We start from the raw sequence: 18,046 nt of genomic DNA on the forward strand, positions 1-18,046 counted from the left end.
TTGGGTATAAGACGCCCGAAACTATCTACAACCTAGCCGCTTGAACCAACTTAAATTCTAACGAACGCTGTCCTAACATTGGGGACCACCATAGGTTTCATTCTCCGTATCATTTACTAAGTTGTTGCCAATACGCCTCCTACTTTCGAAAGACAGATCCGTATCGAATGATCACCAGCGCTTCTACTCATGACCTTCCTAAAGCGAATAGCCCTGATTACAATTTCTGTAGTTGCCGTGTTGGTGGCGGGTCTATACCTTTTCTTATATGTGTATCAACCGCCCTTGTCTGAAAAATACGGTCAGGTAGACGCTCAGTTGTTTATGGGGGAGGCTGACCATCAACCTTTGATTGTTGCGTTTGGGGGCAGCCAGGGGGGGAATACATGGGCGGAAGTGTACTGGGCAGGGATGAGAAACCGATTGTTGCAGCAAGGTTACGCGGTTCTGGCGATTGGTTATTTCAATACTACCAACACCCCTGAAACCCTGGACCGCATTTCGCTGGATGCCATCTATGACATGATCATGAGCATAAGCCATCGGCCAGGCATCAATCAGGACAAGATAGCCCTTCTGGGCAGCTCAAAGGGCGGAGAACTGGTGCTGAATCTGGCGAGCCGCTACGAGGAGTTCGATGCGGTGGTGGCACTGGTCCCTTCACATGTGACCTTTCCAGCCCTCACGGCTTCGGGAAGCACCTCGTCCTGGATGGTGCACAATCAGGAAATACCTACTTTCAAACGACCCTTCCCGGCCATTTGGCGTTTGCTGAAAGGCGATCCTCAGGGTGGGCTGCGCGTGATCCTGGAAAACGAAACCTATTCGAAACAAGCGGAAATCGACGTGGAAAAGATAAGGGGTCCCCTGTTGTTGTTATCCGCCAGATACGACGAACTCTGGCCTTCTGCATACATGTCGGATCGAGTAGTGGCACGATTAAAAGCGCATCAATTTCCCTACTACTACCAACATATCTCTTTTGAAGGCAAGCATCACGATACGAAGGAACATTTCGAGGTGGTGTTTCAATTTCTGGATGAGCATTTTAAGTGAACCCGTTCAAAGTTTTCTGTCAAACATCCAACCTATCAGCACTAGAAATGATCCTTGTTACTTTTTGTCATTGCCACAAAAAGTAACCAAAAAAGTCTAGAAAATTCAAAGCTTCCTCACGCAGGGCCACCGTGCGCCCCCGCTAAATTTCCAGGCCCCCGCACCTCATTCTTGCACAGAAGCATTTGTGAAACGTGAAAAACTTTGAGTCACTTCAGTGACAGGAAGAAGTGGAGCCTAGCGGGTGGAGGCTGACTTCGAGGCTCACTCGCTTTTCAGCACGTCGGCGGGGTTGGTGCGCGCCACTTTCCAGGTCTGAGAACCGATCATTAGCGCGGCGATGCTGCCCACCGCGACCGTTCCCAGCACCAGCGCGCCCCAGCCGATGGGCGGGTGGTAGGCGAAATTGGGCAGGATCACCCGCTCGAAAAAGAGGTAGGTCACCGGGAGTGCCACGGCCGCGGCCAGCCCCAGCAACATCAGAAAACCCCGACTCAACAGGTAGATCAGCCGGGCTTCGTCGGCCCCCAGCACTTTGCGAATGCTGACTTCTTTCAGGCGGGTTTCCGTAGTGAAGACCACCATGCCGAACAGCCCCATCGACGCGATGCAGATCGCCAGAAAGGCCAGAAACCCGATCACCTTGATCATCACCGAAAACTGATTGTACGCTTCCTCGATCTGGTCGTCGTAGAAGCGGGCTTCGAGTGGATGCACCGGGTCCAGCTGTTTCCAAGCCGCTTCGATTTGCGCCCGCGTGGTGGGCAAATCGCGCGAGACGATCTGGAGGTTCAGGTACCCGCCGGGCTCGTTGGCCGAATACCGGAACAGCACCGGATCGATTTTACTTTCGACCGTGCCGTAGTGGAAATCTTTCAATACTCCGACGATGGTCAGCTCCTTGCGGTCGGTCTTGAGCACCTCGCCGAGGGCCTGTTGCGGGTCCTGGTTGGCAATGTTGAACCGCTTCAGCACCTGTTCGTTCACGATCACCTCGCTTTCGGTTTCGCCTTCTGCCTTGGGGTGAAAATTGCGTCCGGCCAGAAACTGGTGTTGGTGAAGGGGCAGGTAATGCTCGTCGACGGCATTGAGCCAGACGTTGGTCGAATCCTGCGGGTCCTGGTACTTCACCGTGCTGCCGTAGTAGCTGCCCAGACTGGTCACCATGCGCGAGACACTGATGTCGCCCACGCCCGGAAGGGCCGCCAGCGCCTGTTTGACCGGTGCCGTCGGGTTGCCCTGGAGCTTGACGTTCAGGATGTTCTGGGTCGAATAGCCCAGGTCGAACGACACAAAGCTTTTGTACTGCTGGTAGCCGATCAGCGTGGTGGTGATGAACATCAACGAAAACGTGTACTGCACCACGATCAGCGCCTTGCGCAACGTAATGCGGCGAAACAACGGCAACGCCGACATGTTTTTCATCACCTGCAAAGCGGGCAGGCGCGAGAAAAACAGGGCCGGTAGAACGCCGGCCACCAACCCGACCACCACCGCCAGGACCACAAACCAGGCCACCAGACGGAAGGAAAGTTGCAGGGTGAACACGTCCGACAGGTAGCTACTCAGGCCCAGGAATTGCGTGCGCAGCACGGCGAACAGCACCACGGCGAACCCCAGCGCCAGCAGGGAAATAAAGACCGATTCGATGAGGAACTGACCCAGCACCTGGCTGCGCAGGGCCCCGATCACCTTCCGCACCCCGACTTCGCGCGAACGGCGCAGCGACCGGGCAATGGACAAGTTGGTGTAGTTGAAACAGGCCGAGAGGATGACGACCAGCGCCAGCCCGCTCAGAATCCAGAGGGCCAGCGGAATCATGGTAGGGCCAATCGGGTTGGAGAGCGTCCTTCCCAGCACAATGTCGTGCAGCGGCTGTAGTTCCAGCGTAACGCTGAGGTGGGCGGAGGCCGGAAGTTGCGCGTTTTCGCGGGCGCAGAGCTGGGCCAGACGCGCCTCCACGTCCTGCACCGCGTCGGCCTGGGGCAGCGTCAGGTAGACGTAATTCATGTAGACATTTTCCCAGCTCAGGAAATCGCCGTCGCTGTCCTGCCCGTCGGCCGCCGCCATTTGGTTTTCGAGCGTAGCCAGCGAGGCCAGCACGTCAAAGCGCAGGTGCGAAAACTTGGGCAGGTCGCGCACCACACCCGTCACGGTGTAGTCGAGGGTGTCGAGCCGCACGGTCTGACCCAGCGCGTCGGCCGTGCCGAACAGCCGCTCGGCGGTGGTTTCCGTCAGCACGAGCGAGTACGGTTCCTGCAGGGCCGTGGCCGGATTGCCCTGCCGAAGCGGGTAGGGAAGGACCTGGAACAGGTGGCCATCAGCCCAACGCCCCGACAGCGGAAGCGTTCGGTCGCCGACCTGGGCATCTCCTCCGAAGCCGTTGCGCAGGATCGTCACCGCGCCCAGTCCCGGAACGTTCTCCCGAATCGCTTTCCCGGCTTTGAGCGACGTACTGGCCAATTCCATGCCGGGGCCTTCCTGACGTTGCAAGGAGGTGACGATGCGGTAGACCTGTGCTTTGTTCGGCAGAAAATCATCGTAGGCGAACAAGTCGGCGAGCATCGAAAGCACCAGCAGACCGACCGACAGGCTAATGGCCAGCCCAATGACGTTGATGGCGGAAAACAGTGGATTACGCACGAGGCTGCGTCCGGACGTTTTAAGGTAGCTGCGAAGCATGATCGAATGGAGGGAAAGGTGGAGGAAATCGGGTGGACGGACGGTGTAGAGCCGGAGGAATTTGAGCACGTCGAGCACGTAAATCCACCGGGCGCGGCGGGGGCCGTACTGGCGCAGGTGGCGGTCGAAATATTCGTTCAGGTCGCCTTGCAGGTCTTCGAGCAGTTCGGGGCGGCAGTACCAGGCCAGGAAGCGCTGCGCCCAGCGGGGAGGTCGGGGGGTATTCATAGCGAGCCTTTCAGCGAAAATTCGGGAATGATGCGCCACAGCCCGTCGCGGACCTCTTTGGTACGGACCAGGGCCACTTTCCCGGCGTGCGTTACCGTATAAAAGCGCTTGCGTTTGCCGCCCCGCACCTGCGTGGCCTCGCCGAGTTCGCTCTTCACCAATCCCTTCTTTTCCAGGCGGTTCAATACGGAATGGACCACGCCAAGTTTGGGTGCGCGGCCCGTGTGTTTTTCCAGTTCGTCGCAAATCGCCACACTGTAGGCCTCCTGCACCAGCGCCGCGATGGTGAGTAGCACCAGTTCTTCAAATTCGCCGAGGTGTGTTCCTTTCATGCATCCGGTAGTTATGCTCCGAATGTATGAAAAATTCCGATTACCTCTCCATTTGTATGTAAAATAAGGTTGAGCGGTTGGGAAGACAAGACGAGCGGCCACCGAAAGGTTGCTGATTATGGCCTGTGCCCTCCCTGAGGCGTAGAAGTGTAGAAAATAGTGCTATAAAGAAATAAGGTTATGTATATCAGATAAATAGGAAGACAGAAAAGAGTGATGTTAGGGTTGCGCCATTGCACAGAGACAGCGATGAAAGCAAAGGGTGATTGAAAATCAAAATGAAATCGCATTTTTAGGGCGCTTATTCGGAATTATATTTCATTTTCGGGGTATATTTCCGAATATTAGTCATCGGGTTTCGCCACCACGCCCACCTCGCTTCTTTATCCACGCCTTTCCTTATGCAACGACGTAATTTCCTGACCCGACTGGCCGGAACGGCCGGACTTTTGACCACCGGTGGTATGACCAGCGTGCTACAGGCGCGTAACCTGCACGAAGGCCTCGCCCGCCTGCGGGATCAGCCCCCGCTCGATGCCGTACGCGACGAAGAAGCCTGGAACCGTGTGCGGCAGGCCTATACGGTATCGCGAACGGTGATCAACCTCAACAACGGCGGGGTAAGTCCGCAGCCGCTGGTGGTGCAAGATGCCGTCGACCGCTTCTACCGCTACTCGAACGAAGCGCCGTCGTATTACATGTGGCGGGTGCTGGACATGGGACGCGAACCCCTGCGCCGCCAGTTGGCCGACTTTGCGGGCTGTTCACCGGACGAGCTGGCCATTCACCGCAACACGACCGAAGCCCTGGCGACGGCCATTTTCGGGATTCCGCTGAAGAAAGGCGACGAGGTGGTGCTGACCAAACAGGATTATCCGAACATGATCAACGCCTGGAAGCAGCGTGAGCTGCGCGACGGCATCAAACTGGTGTGGATCAACCTGGCGTTGCCGAGCGACAATGAAGCGGCGCTGGCGAAGAGCTATACCGACGCCTTCACGAACAAAACGAAGGTGGTGCATGTCACGCACATGATCAACTGGACCGGGCAGGTGCTGCCGGCCGCACGCATTTGCGAAGAGGCCCGGCAACGGGGCATCCTGTCGGTGGTGGACGGCGCCCATACCTTCGCCCACATCGACTACCGCATTCCCGACCTGAAACCCGATTATTTCGGTACGTCGCTGCACAAGTGGATGTGTGCGCCGTTCGGCACCGGGTTGCTCTACGTGAAGAAAGACAAGATCAACGACCTGTGGCCGCTCTTCGGGACAAACGATCCGAAAAGCGACGACATCCGGAAGTTTGAGTCGCTGGGCACCCGCTCGTTTGCCAACGAACAGGCCATTGCGCAGGCGCTGGATTTCCACCTGGCCATCGGCGGGGAGCTGAAAGAGCAGCGCCTCCGCTATCTGAAAGACTACTGGGCCGAACAGGTGAAAGACTTGCCCCGCGTGCGCTTCAACACGCCGCTGCACCCCGATTTTTCGTGTGCCCTGGCCAACGTCACCATCGACGGTCTTGACCCGAACGAGTTCGGCAACCGCCTGTTCAACGAGTACAAGATCCACACGACAACGGTCAACTGGGAGCAGATCCACGGCGTGCGCGTGACCCCCCACGTCTACACCTCGCTCCGCGACCTCGATCTCCTCGTGGAAGCCATCAAGAAAATGGCGACGTAGGGAAAGGGCAGCCCTTGATCCAGTTGCGCTAGCAGTTAATCCTAAACGCTACCCCCACCTATTTGCGGTACAAGATGCGTACAGCACAACGGCAAGACGTCGGAGGAAGGCTGTGCAGTTAACGGTAGCGAATGGTGCCGTTTTCTACCCGTTGGCCCAGCGTGACGGTGCGCCCGCCGCGCCCGGTAGAGGTGAACAACCGTAGCTTGATCAGTCCCTGGGCCGGAATGGGGCCGGAATAGACCGGACTTTTGGCGGTAGGCGTTCGGCCGTTTGTGGTGTAGCGGAGGGTCAGCCCGGGCAGTTGCTGGTTGGCTTCCACCCGACCGTCGATGCTCCGGGCACCGGGTGTAGGAATGCGGTAGTGAAACCCACCGGCGTAATGGTCGAGGCGGGGGAGTTCGCGTTTGCCGACGACGTTGACAAACTCCGACCAGGCGTCCTGATACAAGGCGGCGCTCCGAGCCGAATCGGGTTCTGTAGCCCAGGCAGGGGCGGGGGCCCAGGCGCGTTCGGCCATGCCGAGAAGTTTGGGCAACAGCCGGTATTCCATCGCTTCCGGACCCTGGATGGTCTCGCTCCACAACAATCCCTGGATGCCCACGATGTGTTCTTTGCCGTAGTCGGTGAGACGCGTTTTCCCGAGAAACGAAGTCGGCGAGAGCGGATTGCCCAGTTTGTCGGTCGTGACGTTCTTGAAGTAATCGTAGGGAATGAACGAAAAGGGCTTGTCGAGGTCGAGAAAGGCCCCCCAGTAATAGCCCGGTTCGTCGAAGGCCTTCTGGTAGGCCATGTCGAAGTACAGGTTGCTCACCGGCGAAAGGACCACGTCGTACCCCGCGTTGGCCAGCTGGTAGGCCAAATCTTCCGCCCCCCAGCCCAGCACGTTGTTCCACACGTCGACCCGGACGCCTTCGCCCGCCCAGTCGGGGTTGGGAATCATGATCGGTTGTCCGTCGAGTTTGGTTTTCCGCAGGGCCACTTCTTCCCAGCCGTAGAGGTACAACCCCCGGCTTTCCAGCAGCGCTTTCACCTTGCCGTAGTAGTAATACCAGAGGTCGTTCGTGTGGCGGACGGTCGGGTCGGTAGCGATCAGTTGCTGGCAGGCCGGAGAGCCTTCCCATACCCCCGCGGGCACCTCGTCGCCACCCAGGTGAATCGTCTCCAGCGGCACGTCGGCCTCCCGGTACATCGCCTGGATTTCGTCGATCACTTTTTCCAGAAAGCGGTAGGTCGACGGCAGCGCCACGTTCATCACGTTGTCGTTCCAGAGTTGCACCGACCGGTAGCGCGACGTATCGTTCGGATCGGCCAGGCGGTAGCGGTTGGCGGCTTCCTCCTCGCCGGCGGCGTGAAGTTTCCGGTAGCGCGCTTCCATCGCCTGCACCGCGGCGCGGGCGTGTCCCGGCGACTCGATTTCCGGAATCACCCGGATGTGGCGCGTGTGGGCATAACGAAGAATTTCCAGAAAATCGGTCCGCGTGTAGTAGCCGGAACCGTACAGCGTAGCCGCCGGTCCTGAGCCGTAGGAGGGAGGCAGGTGGTCGTTCCCGTCGGGATGGCTGCGGTGTGCCCCCACGTCGGTCAGTTCGGGCAGGCCGGGGATTTCGAGCCGCCATCCTTCGTCTTCGCTGAAATGGAAGTGGAACACGTTCAGCTTGTAGAGCGCCATCAGGTCGAGGGTCTTCAGGAGCTGTTCTTTCGTCTGAAAGTGCCGCCCCACGTCCAGCAGAAACGCACGGAACCCGAACCGGGGCGCGTCTTCTACATCGACCGCCGGGATGGCCAGGGCGCGTTGGGACCTCTTCCAGGCGGTGGGGGGCAGGAGGGACTTGAGCGACTGAAGGCCGTAGAACATTCCGGCTCCGTCGGCGGCAGCCAGGGTGATGCGGTCCGGCGTTACCGACAGGTGATAGGCCTCCGGGGCGCCTTCGCGGCGTTGCAGGACGAGGGCTTTGCCGGTGGCCGCAGCGCGCTCCGGAAGGGGCCTGCCCAGGAGCGTGGCCATTTCGCCCTGCCAATAGGCCGCTTCTCCGGCGAAAGCTTTATCAGCGACCAGCACCACATCGCGATTCAGCACAAATGTGCCTTCTTTTTTCTGGTACGAAACGGGCGTCGGGAAAATCAAGGGCAACTCCTCGGCCGGAAGGTCACGGATGCCTTGGTTCTGATCAAACACCATTTCGGAGGTCATCGCGTCGACCCGGTCGTCGGGCGTGCGGGCAAACTGTTTCGGCTGCGTCGAAGGAATGATCTCGTAATGCGCTACCGGTTGGGGTTGCGTGGAAGCATCGTCCCAGACCCAGTACAGGCCCAGCGGGGCATCGGTCCGGTTGATGGACCAGTCGCTGGCGACAAACGTCACCTCCACCGATTGTCCGGCCGGAAGTCCCGGAAACGCCGGGCCGGACACGAGGCGAAACAGGTCGCCGTTCAGGTGCTCGATCCGAAAGCCCTTCGTCACCGACGCCGAGTCGATCAGCCGGGGCAGGTTGAAGTAGAGGGACCAGCCGGTGGTGGGGAGGTTTTGCTGGCTGGTATTTCGCAACGTAAACGCCGACTGAAACTGCGATTTTCCCTGGTGCTGGTTCTCTGTCAGTTCCCAGGAAACCGCGAGTTGCTGCAGATCGAACGAAGGTTGGGCGAGGGAAGAATACCCCAGGAAAAGGGTCAGCAGAAGGAGGAGCGCCGTACGTGCCAAGGAAAGAACAGGTCTAGTGATACACAAGCGACCAGCGGTCGGCTGGTCATCACCGAATCGGGGCCGATCCGCCTGCCGGGGCGGTCTCCTGATCGGTAAGCAAGATTACAGAAAAATGCCGGGATCGTTGCTGACGGGAACGGAACTACGTTTGCCGGGCGGGTGTTGGGCCGCGCCCCACTAGGTCCTAAAAAACGGATGGTCCCGCGGAGCGTACCGCACTGAAAGCAAAGATTTGCCTTACTTCCGGGATTAACGTGATCACCCATCGGATACAGCGGATGGTCCGCAAAAGCACTAGCCAGAGGGAGAGCCGTAGAGAGAGAGTTAAAAGGCACAAAAAAAGGGCCGCCCCGCTGGGAGCGACCCGGTCTACTACAGGAATGACCCTATCGTTTGTCAGCAACTACCGTTCCTTCAATCAGGTAGTTGCCAGCTTTGGTAACTAAGTTGTACACGGTGTGCGCCTGGGTCGGAGCGGTGGCGACTTGCCGGACTTGCCCGAGGCGGAACCCGTTGAGGCCCGCATCGAAGTAGTACACTTGGTCACCGGCATGCAGGTCGGCCAGCGCTTTTTTGCCCTGTGGCGTCAGGATCGGGTGGTTGCCCGTGGCAGTCAGCGTGTAGTCGGCCGCGGTAGGCGCAAGACCCGCCGTTACCACTTCGACCGGCGAAGCGGTCAGTTGCATCAGGTCGAAGGCACGTCCGGCGTGCACCTGGACCTCCTCTACTGTGGTCACCGCCTGCGTTTGCGTGGCCGGATCGAACGCCAGCACGTCCATCCCGACTTGCACCTGGGCAATGGGCAGTTGTGCACCGTCGGCCAGCGTCACTAGCGCTTCCGGCGTGAAGCAATACTCGTACTCCTCGTCGGTCGAGGCCTGGTCGCCACTACCGGCGCCGCCCATCAGGTTCATCATTTCCTTGGTCAGCGAGAACGACAGGCAGGCGGCAAAACCATCGGCGGCTTTGTCGTATTCCTTGATGTCGTCGATGTACAGCCCCCACACGTCCTTGGCGCCCTTGTTGTTAGGCATCGGCAGGTTCAGCACCTCGGGCGTTTTGGAGTTGGTATACAGTGCCATCATGCCGATGTCCGCCATGTTTTTCGTTTCGTAAACACGGTACAGGTACACTTTCCGCTCGATGCCGTCGCTGAATTTGAACACAAATGGCGGCTTCATCTCGTAACGATCCAGCACGTACCCTTCGTCGAACTTCACGTACGTGTCCTTTTCGATGTTCTTCATCGTCAGCGTTTTCAGCGCTTTGTAGTCGTCCGGGGTCATTCCCGCCGTGGCTTCCTGCGCGCGTACACCGACCGCCAGTAAGGCAAAAAACAGAAAAAGTGCAAACTTGGATTTCATGGATATGGAATTGGTTAACAGTTAAGGAGTTGATTCGGGTATCCGATTCAGAATAGAAAGTTTTGAGTTCAGCGTTATGAGTTAAAAGTGCGTTTGAGGCGATGCACTCCGCCTGTTGTACGGTACTGCATGCTGCCCGCTTTGCGCCATTCACTCATTTCAATTGCTGGCAATCCGCTGGTGCAGCGCTTCGACCACGTCGCGGGCGGACGTGAGTGCACCGGCCATCCAGGCCGTCAGGTACGAGACGTGTTCTCCGGCAAAGTAGTAGGGGCCGTCGGGTTCCAGGAGAGCCGGGTAGTGCTCTTTGCGGTTTTCGTCCGTGTAGTGCGCCCAGCCGCCTTTGCTGTACGCGATTTTGGGCCAGTAGAGCGAAAAGGCGTTTTCGAACTCTTCGTGGTACTGCGGGTGGATGCGTCCGCCCTGTTCCATCGCGGCCTTAAGGCGGTCGGCCGGAGACAAGTTACCCAGAATTTCGGCGCGCTGGTGGAAGTTGTAGTAGCCTTTCAGGACGCCCTTTTTCGCCATGAAGGCGTACGACGGATAGAAGATCTGAGTGATGTCCTGGTTGGTTTTGCTGATGCCGCCGTAGATCAGGTCGTCTTCTTCCCAGAAACGCCGCTTGAACTGGATGCCGATTTTACCGGTCGACATGTAGTGGATCGACGAAATGGCAGTCTGTACGTGAGGTGAAAAATCGGAAGGAATGTCTTTCAGGACGGGCAGCGGAATGGTGCAGATGCAGAAGTCAGCCTTCAGTTCCCGCGCTTTGCCGCCCTTTTCTTTGTAAACGACCCGGGCTTTGCCGTTGGCTTCCTTGCGGATTTCGCTCACCACCGCCTGGTACACAATTTTGTCGCCCAGCGCCCCCGCAAAGGCCCGCGGCAGGGCGTCCATGCCACCGATGGGTTGCAACATGGTGGGCTGCTGGTAAAATGTGTACTCGCCTTCGTTCGAGAAGGCAGGGTGGGTAAAGCCCGAATAAAGGATGTTGCGGAGCGGATATGGGTCGTCGATCATGCCGCTGTGCACTCCACCGGCCGGGCGTTCGCGGTAGCCGCGTCGTTCCGTGCCTTTGTAGAGGAGATCGGCCGTCAGGCTGCCTTCACTGCGGAGGTAGTCCAGGAGTTTTTCCACGTCGGCGGGCGACATGGGTAGGTCCAGGGCGTCCTGGTTGATGGCCTTTGCCAGCAGTTCGTTGGTGTGGCCACGCAGGTCGGCGTGAATTTCGCGGATGCGAACCGGTTTGTTGGCGAGCGGACCTTTGCCCTCGCTGTAGTAGTAGGCCCCCTCGTTCATGTTCATGAAAATTTCGAGGGGAATGTTGAACTCGCGGCAATAGTGCAGCGAAATGTCGTGGTTGTGGGGGATGCGGGCCGCGCCCCCGTTCAGGTAGTGGCCTTCGTCGAACTGACACGTTTGTGTGGGGCCGTCGATTTCGGTTTCCTGCGTGCCGCCGCGCACGGTCCAGACCCGTCCGCCGGGGCGGTTGCGGGCTTCCAGAATGGTGCAGTCGTAGCCGAGTTTGCCCAGTTCGTAGGCGGCGGCCATGCCGGCCATGCCGGCACCCAGAATAATGACTTTGCGTCCTTTTTCCCGTCCGGTTCGTTCGGCCCGCAGGGGCTTGGCCGGGGCTTCCTGAATAAAGCCGAGACCCATCATGGCGGCGTAGCCACCGCCCGTCAACAGGGAAAATCGCTCGATAAACTGCCGGCGACTCAGGCCGGAAAAAGAAGGTTTTTGAGAAGAGGAGAAGTTTGTCATCCGCAACGAAGTAGATAAAAAGGAGAGGTAAGTCCCGACCGGAACTTACCTGCTCACGAAAGATTCACTAAAGATAGTACACGTTTTCGTAGATACCGCGTCGGTAGTTTTGAGGGTGACGGAGGCGGAGCACCGCTTAGCTTACTACCTGATTGAACGCCTGGGCGAACAGTTTCATGTCGTCCATCTTGCCCATGCTGACGCGGCACCAGTGCTGGCGGTTAAACTCCCATGTGCGGATGCCCACCCCCTTGTCCATCATGGCGTTGCGGAACTGGTCGCCGTGCATACGGAGCGGAAACAGCACGAAATTGGTATCCGACGGCACGTATTCGTAATCCATCGCTTTCAGCGTTTTGTAGACGAAGTCTTTCGACTCCTTGTTCATCTTCACGCTGTATTTAATGAAGTCGGCGTCCTGGTACGAAGCCAGCGCGGCCAGCGCCGTGGGGCCCGACAGCGTGCCCCCGCCTGTCGAGAAGGCATCCAGCTCTTTGATCACTTCCGGCTGGGCGATGAGGTACCCGGCGCGCAGGCCCGCAAAGGCATGTACTTTTGAGAAAGTGCGGGCGATCATCACGTTGTGGCCGTCGCGAACGCATTTGATCATCGACGTGACATCCGGATTGGCTACGTAGTCGATGTAGGCCTCATCAATAAAGATCGGCGCTTTTTTCGATACCGACTTACAGAAATCTTCCAGCTTGGCCGGATCGAGCGTGGTACCCGTCGGGTTGTTGGGGTTACAGATGTAGACCAGTTTGGTGGCACCGACCGTCCGTGTGTCCATCGCGTTCAGGTCGTGCTTGTAATCCGAGGTCAGCGGCACTTTCACCCACTCGCTGCCGATCCGGTCGGCCATGCGCATGAGCGAAGTATAGCTCGGATCGGCCGACAGAATGTGTCCCTCTTTCAGGCCGTAGTACAGGGCTGCAGCCATCAGCAGCTCGGTCGAGCCGGCCCCCAGCATAATGTGGTCGGGTGTAACCCCTTCTTTGGCGGCAATGGCCTCCTGGAGCTGCCGTTTTTCGGCGAAAGCGTATTTAAATCCATCGTCTACGGCCGCTGCGAAGGCTTTTTTGGCGCTGGGAGCCGGGCCGAACGGGTTTTCGTTGGCCAGCAGACGCGCTTGCAGCTCGGGGCGCTCGCGGAGCGTCCGGTTCAGGTACTGGGATGGAAGTTCGGCCGTAGTGGCGGCTGGCCGAGACGCCGCAGTGGCCCATTTCCAGGGGGCAGCCACCAGACCTGAGGCAAGTAGGGCTCCTGACTTAAGCCATTTCCGACGATTGATAGAAGTGTTCATGGGGCGATCAAAAATTGGGATTTAGGAAAAAGAAAAAAGCATCACGCGTTTACGAAAGCGAGCTTCGACAAACGAGTAGGTAGTACCGCGAAAAGATGAATAGCTACGGAAAGCGGGTGGGAGCTTTCGAGGTGGTGGTCAGGAGAAGAAGACGACTTCAGGCGAAGCAGTATTCTTACGGATGTAATTTGTCGGTAATAATACGGCCTTATCCAAATTTTTGCAATGAGATTGATAATAAAAAACAAACAAAATTAGGTATTTGGTAAAAAAGGTAGAATTAAATTACCTTGCCTGTCGCGCTTCGGTTCGCCGACTTTACTTTTCTGGCCATTTTGCCGCAAAAAGTGCGTATTCATCACCTTATTTTCTGTCTTCGCTGTGTCTGTTGTCTCGCTCTCCTCGCCCTTCCCGTACGTTGACCTTGCCCCCGAACGCATCCTGACCGAAACCGTCGGCCTGCGGCCCTTCCGCGCCGCCGGGCCCCGGCTGGAAATCGAGTCGCTGGGGGCGAAAAAACTGGTACATCATTATGGACACGGCGGCAGTGGCTGGTCGTTGTCGTGGGGCTCGGCACAGGCCGCCGCCGAACTGGTCAAAACGCTGGAGGTCAGCAGCGTAGCCGTGATTGGTTGCGGCGCCATCGGCCTGACCACCGCGCGCGTCTTGCAGCAGCGTGGCTACCGGGTCACGATCTACGCCAGGGATACCCCGCCCGGCGTCACGTCCAGCAAAGCAGCAGGCAACTGGTCGCCGGCCTCGCGGGTGTGTAGCCCCGACCGGGTAACGCCGCAGTTCGGTGCCTGGTGGGAGCGCGCCGCCGTCTTTTCGTTTCAACAGTACCGCACGTTGGCCGCGGGCGTCAGTGCCGTGCACGAAGTCGACAATTTTCGTTTCGGGGGACCGTGGGAACTCTATCCGCTGGAGCGGCAATTGCCCCTGATCGCCACGTTCGAGGAGGCGCAGCCGTTCCCGGCCGACCGGCATCCGTTCGACGAAGACGTGTTGCACTCCAAAACGTTTGTGTTTGACATTCCCGCTCATTTTCAGAAGCTGCTGAGCGATTTCCGGGCGGCAGGGGGTGTGGTGCAGCCTCGGGAGTTTCACAGCCCCGCCGAGCTGACCCAACTGCCCGAGCCGTGTCTGGTGAACTGTACCGGCTTGGGGGCAAAGGCGCTGTTCGGGGACAAGACCCTGCAGCCCATCGCCGGGCAACTGGCCAAGTACCCGGCCCATCCGACCGCTTATTTCAAAATCGATACGCCCGAAGGGGCGCTGGTGTCCCGGCCCGACGGCATTTTTGTGGGCGGCAGCGCCGATTACGACCGCTGGGACACCGATCCCCGCCCCGGCGTCACCCAACGGACGCTGAATGCCCTTCTCCCGCTCATGGCAAAGTTGAAACAGGGCCGGTAGCCTCTATTTTACCAGACGGAACATCCATCCGGCAGGAACCAGCCGCGTCGTTTGCTTACAAACGGTAATGTTATAGTTCGCGGATCACGCCTTCCAGCAAGGTTGGCTGAAACGGGAGCGTGGCGTGGGCATCGTAGAGCACAGATACCTCGCCGGACGATTCCAGCACCACGGCTTTCACCTGGGTGTAATTGTGCACGTTGTGTGCCCGCAACTTGGCGCGCAGTTCGTCTTCCGTAATGCGGACGGCGCGCAGGTTGCGGTGCAGTACCTGCCCGTTTTCCATCAGCAAGGTGGGTGGGTTGTCTACCCATTTGCGCACATAAGGCCAGCGGGTACGCACCAGCGCCACACTAATTTGCAGTGCGTAAAGGGCCAGCAAGGCCGTAAATCCTTCCACAAGGGCAACGTCTTGACTCACCACGGTCGATGCCAGCAATGCGCCCATCGCCAGGGTAATCAGAAAGTCGAAGCTCGAAAAGGTGGTAAAACTGCGCAGGCCCACCAGGCGGGTGGTCAGGATGGTAAAGACATAGTATACGACGCACGAAAGCGCAATCCACAACACATGGGGCAGAGGAGCCAGGAACCAGTCGTTCATGAGGGAGGGCGTTTAAAGGTAGAAGAGGCAATCCGCTACAAGTTTAGCGGATTTGCCAGATGCCGTTTCATCGCGCGCCCGTGTGGGTACTCCGCTAGATCGGATCGCCCGCAACTCCGGGAATCAAGACCCTGAACCGATCGTCAGAATTTCACCAGATGGTATTGCTTGCTTGTGGGCTCGTAATAGCCGTAATAGTATTTGTTATTCCAGTTGAAAACCGTCTCGGCCGAGGCGTTCTTCAGCTTTTTAGCGTATTTGTCAATTTTCTTCAACACAGGGGTAGACAATTCCCCGGTTTCGTGTGCGAGTGTTTGATCATTGAGGAGGCCTTCGAAGTAAGTAGTTTTATAATTGCTAGTACCCTGCTGCCAGCTATACATGGAACTGAAGTATCCAGGGAGACTAACAGGGCCATATGGCGAGTTTAGGGTGCCTCCAGGCGTGTAGCCCCCCATATAACCTCCTCCTGTAGTATTCACTTTTTGATAGGAACCTATAGAGATCACGAGCCGATCGGAAGAGTCAGCATTTACTGCCAGTGCTACTCTCGAATTGTACATCCGCGACAGAAGTTGTTTGATGGAAGGTTCCTTGGTTTGGGCTGAACTGGTCTGCGTAGGTGTTTCGCGGTAGAGGGGTGTATTGGCAAATGGAATACTGGATTCGGTTCTGGTAAACTTGTATTCCTGAACAAGTTCTTGAGAATAAAGATCGCGTATGGTCAATGCGCCTTCTTGCGTGGTTGCCGCGAATTGAAATATCTTTTGCCCGTACAAGAAAGAGTTCGTACGGGGAAATTTGCCAGCCGGATGATCTTTCAGGGGTTGTGTGGTGGTAAAAAACTTTTTGTCACCCGTGGCAGGATCGAGCATTAATACATACGTATGATGGGAGACATCATCTAGGGTAATAATGATTTTACGGTCTTCGTAATACAGTTTATAGAGGGATTGAGTTAAAGGGAAACTGTTATAAACCTCATCTGTGATCTTGACAAGCGGATTCACCGAAAGGCGCTGCTTGTTCTCATTCAGTACGAGCTTATGGTACAGGTTGAGTTGTGGCCTCTCAAAAGTTACCTCGTCAAAGGAAAATGTTTGTGCTTGCCCTAGCCCATATTCTTCTAACGGATAAAGATGCAGCCTTGAGCTATGGTTGGCAATGGTCAACACATAGAACTTCTCTTCGGTAGCGAAACAAGCCAGATAGGTCTGCTTTTCTAAAGGGAGATCGTACAGTTGAACCCGCGATGTTCTGAGACGATGGTCGAATGTAATGCTGGCAAAGTTTGTATTCCTGTTATTGCTGAAGTAATAGGTGAACAATACTCCTTTGCCAACACCTCCAAGAACAGACTTAAACGCACCGGTAGCGGGACGAATCGCTTCCATTTCGTAAATGATCCTATAACTGGTATCGTAAACGAGGCTAATAACTCTATCTACGTCAGCAACACCTAACGACAGAAACGCTTGATCGGAGCTTTCAATGGGCACTACGTCGGTTGTTCGGCCGGTAAAAAGTGAGCCTGTATTGAGTTGTGCAGCATAAGTAGAAACATCGTCCTGAGCTGATGCAGAAAAGTGAAATAGGCTACAAAGGAGTAGCACAAAAAAGATTTTTTTCATTAAGGATGGACCAGTAGCTGAGACAGAGAATGCCTCAAAGATGTTCAGGGGCGCTGGCCAGGACAACTCTCTTTCGCCGTTTTTCTTACATGCTCGAGCGGCCTGTTAGCGTCGCGCATCGGACGGCTGCCGTTGGTCCGCGAAGGGGGCATCGAGGTCGGTCTGGTACTTGGGGCCGTCCAGGTCCTGCCACTGCCAGCCGTCTTTCTGCACGTTGGCCAGCAGCAGCTTGCGCCGTTTGTCCAGCGACTGGTAGATCTGGCGTTGCGCTGCACCTTCGGTCCCGACAAACGCCAGGCCCGTGCGGCGCTCGAGCAGCGCAAAGCGGGGATAGGGGGGCGCTTCGTCGGGAAGCTCCAGATAGAGGATGGTTTGCAGGTAGGCCGTGATGGCACGGCGGGCCGATTGCAGGGACAGCAAACTGGGACGCAGCTCGTCGGGAACGTGGAACAGAAACAGCGTCAGCGCTTCGTCGAGGGCGGCCAGTCGCAGCACAATGTTTTCGCTGGGGTTGCAGCTGTGCATGTAGTGGAGAATGGGATAGGCGACGTTGTTCTGCGTGTACAGGAAAATCTCGGACGAAAGGCTCGTCAGCGTACTTTCGATGCTCCGGAAGTCGTGGCCGTCGTAGCTGTTCAGCACGATGTCTTCCGGCGTTTGGCCCAGGCTGCTGATCTGTAAACTGAGCGACCGTTTGTGAATGGCGTTGGAGATGACCGGAATCAGGTAGGTGATCGACATGGTGATGGTCACCAGCCCCACAAACGAGACGAGCGACGTGACGACCCGCCAGAAGTCGTTGCCCGGCACGTAGTCGCCGATGCCCAGCGTCGAAATGGTGTAGCCGACGTGGTACAGTTTCTCGAAAAAATCGGCTGGCGTCTTGGAAGTGCCAACCAGAATCGAGTTGACGTCCGACAGGTAGATCAGCGTGAACCCCAACCACAGAAGCGAAATCCACACCGTGCTGATGGCCACGATGGCCACCAGGCCGATGTAGTTGAGGCGGCGGTTGTAGCCGTTGTAGCCCGAAAGCCACAGCAGCAATTTGTAAACACCGCGCCCCACCAGGGCGGTGAGTCGTCCTTCGCCGGTCGGTACGAAGGCCGTAACGGCAAAGTCGCTCAGCGCCAGCAAAAGCAGGCCAAGTCCGGCGAAGGCACACAGGAGTTGCATGAACATGGTACTCGTGAGTAGAATGACAAAAGGCGGAACCCCGCGTCCAAACGCAACGGCGCCTGCCCGCACACAACAAAGAGTACGTCGCGACCGGCAGTTCG

Annotated in this window: 12 protein-coding genes; 3 read left to right on the forward strand and 9 right to left on the reverse strand. The window is 57.3% G+C overall.

The window, feature by feature from the left end:
- The first annotated feature begins 189 nt into the window (after positions 1-189).
- A complete protein-coding gene (locus BLR44_RS22635; protein ID WP_089686458.1) occupies positions 190-1,056 on the forward strand; it encodes an acyl-CoA thioester hydrolase/BAAT C-terminal domain-containing protein in 867 nt (288 codons plus the stop codon).
- Positions 1,057-1,320: 264 nt separating this feature from the next.
- On the opposite strand, the gene BLR44_RS22640 is transcribed toward BLR44_RS22635, so the two are convergent.
- Together BLR44_RS22640 and BLR44_RS22645 are read right to left on the reverse strand one after the other, a co-directional pair.
- Entirely contained in the window at positions 1,321-3,966 is a 2,646-nt protein-coding gene (locus tag BLR44_RS22640; RefSeq protein ID WP_089686460.1) for an ABC transporter permease, read from the reverse strand.
- Positions 3,963-4,298 (reverse strand): PadR family transcriptional regulator, encoded by a 336-nt coding sequence (locus BLR44_RS22645; RefSeq protein ID WP_089686462.1) that lies wholly within the window; start codon positions 4,296-4,298, stop codon positions 3,963-3,965. Before BLR44_RS22645 ends, BLR44_RS22640 begins: the two co-directional genes overlap by 4 nt.
- Positions 4,299-4,699: 401 nt before the next feature.
- Between BLR44_RS22645 and BLR44_RS22650 the strand changes: the two genes are divergently transcribed.
- Positions 4,700-5,983: an aminotransferase class V-fold PLP-dependent enzyme gene (locus tag BLR44_RS22650; RefSeq protein WP_089686464.1), complete on the forward strand. Its 1,284-nt coding sequence runs from the start codon at positions 4,700-4,702 to the stop codon at positions 5,981-5,983.
- Between the two features lie 118 nt (positions 5,984-6,101).
- Here the strand turns inward: BLR44_RS22650 and BLR44_RS22655 are convergent, their stop codons facing one another.
- The 4 genes from BLR44_RS22655 to BLR44_RS22670 all read right to left on the reverse strand — a co-directional run bounded on the left by BLR44_RS22655 (position 6,102) and on the right by BLR44_RS22670 (position 13,118).
- Positions 6,102-8,684 carry a family 20 glycosylhydrolase gene (locus BLR44_RS22655; RefSeq protein WP_089686466.1) on the reverse strand — a complete coding sequence of 861 codons (2,583 nt, stop codon included), beginning with the start codon at positions 8,682-8,684 and terminating at the stop codon, positions 6,102-6,104.
- Positions 8,685-9,073: 389 nt separating this feature from the next.
- Positions 9,074-10,051 carry a Hint domain-containing protein gene (locus BLR44_RS22660; RefSeq protein WP_089686468.1) on the reverse strand — a complete coding sequence of 326 codons (978 nt, stop codon included), beginning with the start codon at positions 10,049-10,051 and terminating at the stop codon, positions 9,074-9,076.
- Positions 10,052-10,210: 159 nt separating this feature from the next.
- Positions 10,211-11,815: a flavin monoamine oxidase family protein gene (locus tag BLR44_RS22665; RefSeq protein WP_089686470.1), complete on the reverse strand. Its 1,605-nt coding sequence runs from the start codon at positions 11,813-11,815 to the stop codon at positions 10,211-10,213.
- A 136-nt stretch (positions 11,816-11,951) separates the two neighbouring features.
- Entirely contained in the window at positions 11,952-13,118 is a 1,167-nt protein-coding gene (locus BLR44_RS22670) for a pyridoxal phosphate-dependent aminotransferase (RefSeq protein WP_089686472.1), read from the reverse strand.
- Positions 13,119-13,499: 381 nt separating this feature from the next.
- Between BLR44_RS22670 and BLR44_RS22675 the strand changes: the two genes are divergently transcribed.
- The gene (locus BLR44_RS22675; protein WP_176956169.1) at positions 13,500-14,534 is read left to right on the forward strand and encodes an FAD-dependent oxidoreductase; all 1,035 of its coding nucleotides are present in this window, start codon (positions 13,500-13,502) and stop codon (positions 14,532-14,534) included.
- A 70-nt stretch (positions 14,535-14,604) separates the two neighbouring features.
- Here BLR44_RS22675 and BLR44_RS22680 read toward each other — a convergent pair whose 3' ends face one another.
- The 3 genes from BLR44_RS22680 to BLR44_RS22690 form a co-directional block, all read right to left on the reverse strand.
- A complete protein-coding gene (locus BLR44_RS22680; RefSeq protein ID WP_089686476.1) occupies positions 14,605-15,135 on the reverse strand; it encodes a DUF421 domain-containing protein in 531 nt (176 codons plus the stop codon).
- 143 nt (positions 15,136-15,278) lie between these two features.
- Entirely contained in the window at positions 15,279-16,766 is a 1,488-nt protein-coding gene (locus BLR44_RS22685; RefSeq protein ID WP_143017427.1) for a hypothetical protein, read from the reverse strand.
- A 105-nt stretch (positions 16,767-16,871) separates the two neighbouring features.
- On the reverse strand, positions 16,872-17,948 hold the full coding sequence (locus tag BLR44_RS22690) for a potassium channel family protein (protein WP_176956170.1): 1,077 nt from the start codon (positions 17,946-17,948) through the stop codon (positions 16,872-16,874).
- Positions 17,949-18,046 lie beyond the last annotated feature (98 nt).

It is taken from the genome of Catalinimonas alkaloidigena, assembly GCF_900100765.1.
GTDB classification, from domain to species: domain Bacteria; phylum Bacteroidota; class Bacteroidia; order Cytophagales; family Flexibacteraceae; genus Mooreia; species Mooreia alkaloidigena.

What these genes read in the sequence shown, in the direction of transcription:
- BLR44_RS22635 (WP_089686458.1), top strand. Translation starts at nt 190, where the DNA reads ATGACCTTCCTAAAGCGAATAGCCCTGATTACAATTTCTGTAGTTGCC.
- BLR44_RS22640 (WP_089686460.1), bottom strand. Translation starts at nt 3,966, where the DNA reads ATGAATACCCCCCGACCTCCCCGCTGGGCGCAGCGCTTCCTGGCCTGG.
- BLR44_RS22645 (WP_089686462.1), bottom strand. Translation starts at nt 4,298, where the DNA reads ATGAAAGGAACACACCTCGGCGAATTTGAAGAACTGGTGCTACTCACC.
- BLR44_RS22650 (WP_089686464.1), top strand. Translation starts at nt 4,700, where the DNA reads ATGCAACGACGTAATTTCCTGACCCGACTGGCCGGAACGGCCGGACTT.
- BLR44_RS22660 (WP_089686468.1), bottom strand. Translation starts at nt 10,051, where the DNA reads ATGAAATCCAAGTTTGCACTTTTTCTGTTTTTTGCCTTACTGGCGGTC.
- BLR44_RS22665 (WP_089686470.1), bottom strand. Translation starts at nt 11,815, where the DNA reads ATGACAAACTTCTCCTCTTCTCAAAAACCTTCTTTTTCCGGCCTGAGT.
- BLR44_RS22670 (WP_089686472.1), bottom strand. Translation starts at nt 13,118, where the DNA reads ATGAACACTTCTATCAATCGTCGGAAATGGCTTAAGTCAGGAGCCCTA.
- BLR44_RS22680 (WP_089686476.1), bottom strand. Translation starts at nt 15,135, where the DNA reads ATGAACGACTGGTTCCTGGCTCCTCTGCCCCATGTGTTGTGGATTGCG.
- BLR44_RS22685 (WP_143017427.1), bottom strand. Translation starts at nt 16,766, where the DNA reads ATGAAAAAAATCTTTTTTGTGCTACTCCTTTGTAGCCTATTTCACTTT.
- BLR44_RS22690 (WP_176956170.1), bottom strand. Translation starts at nt 17,948, where the DNA reads ATGTTCATGCAACTCCTGTGTGCCTTCGCCGGACTTGGCCTGCTTTTG.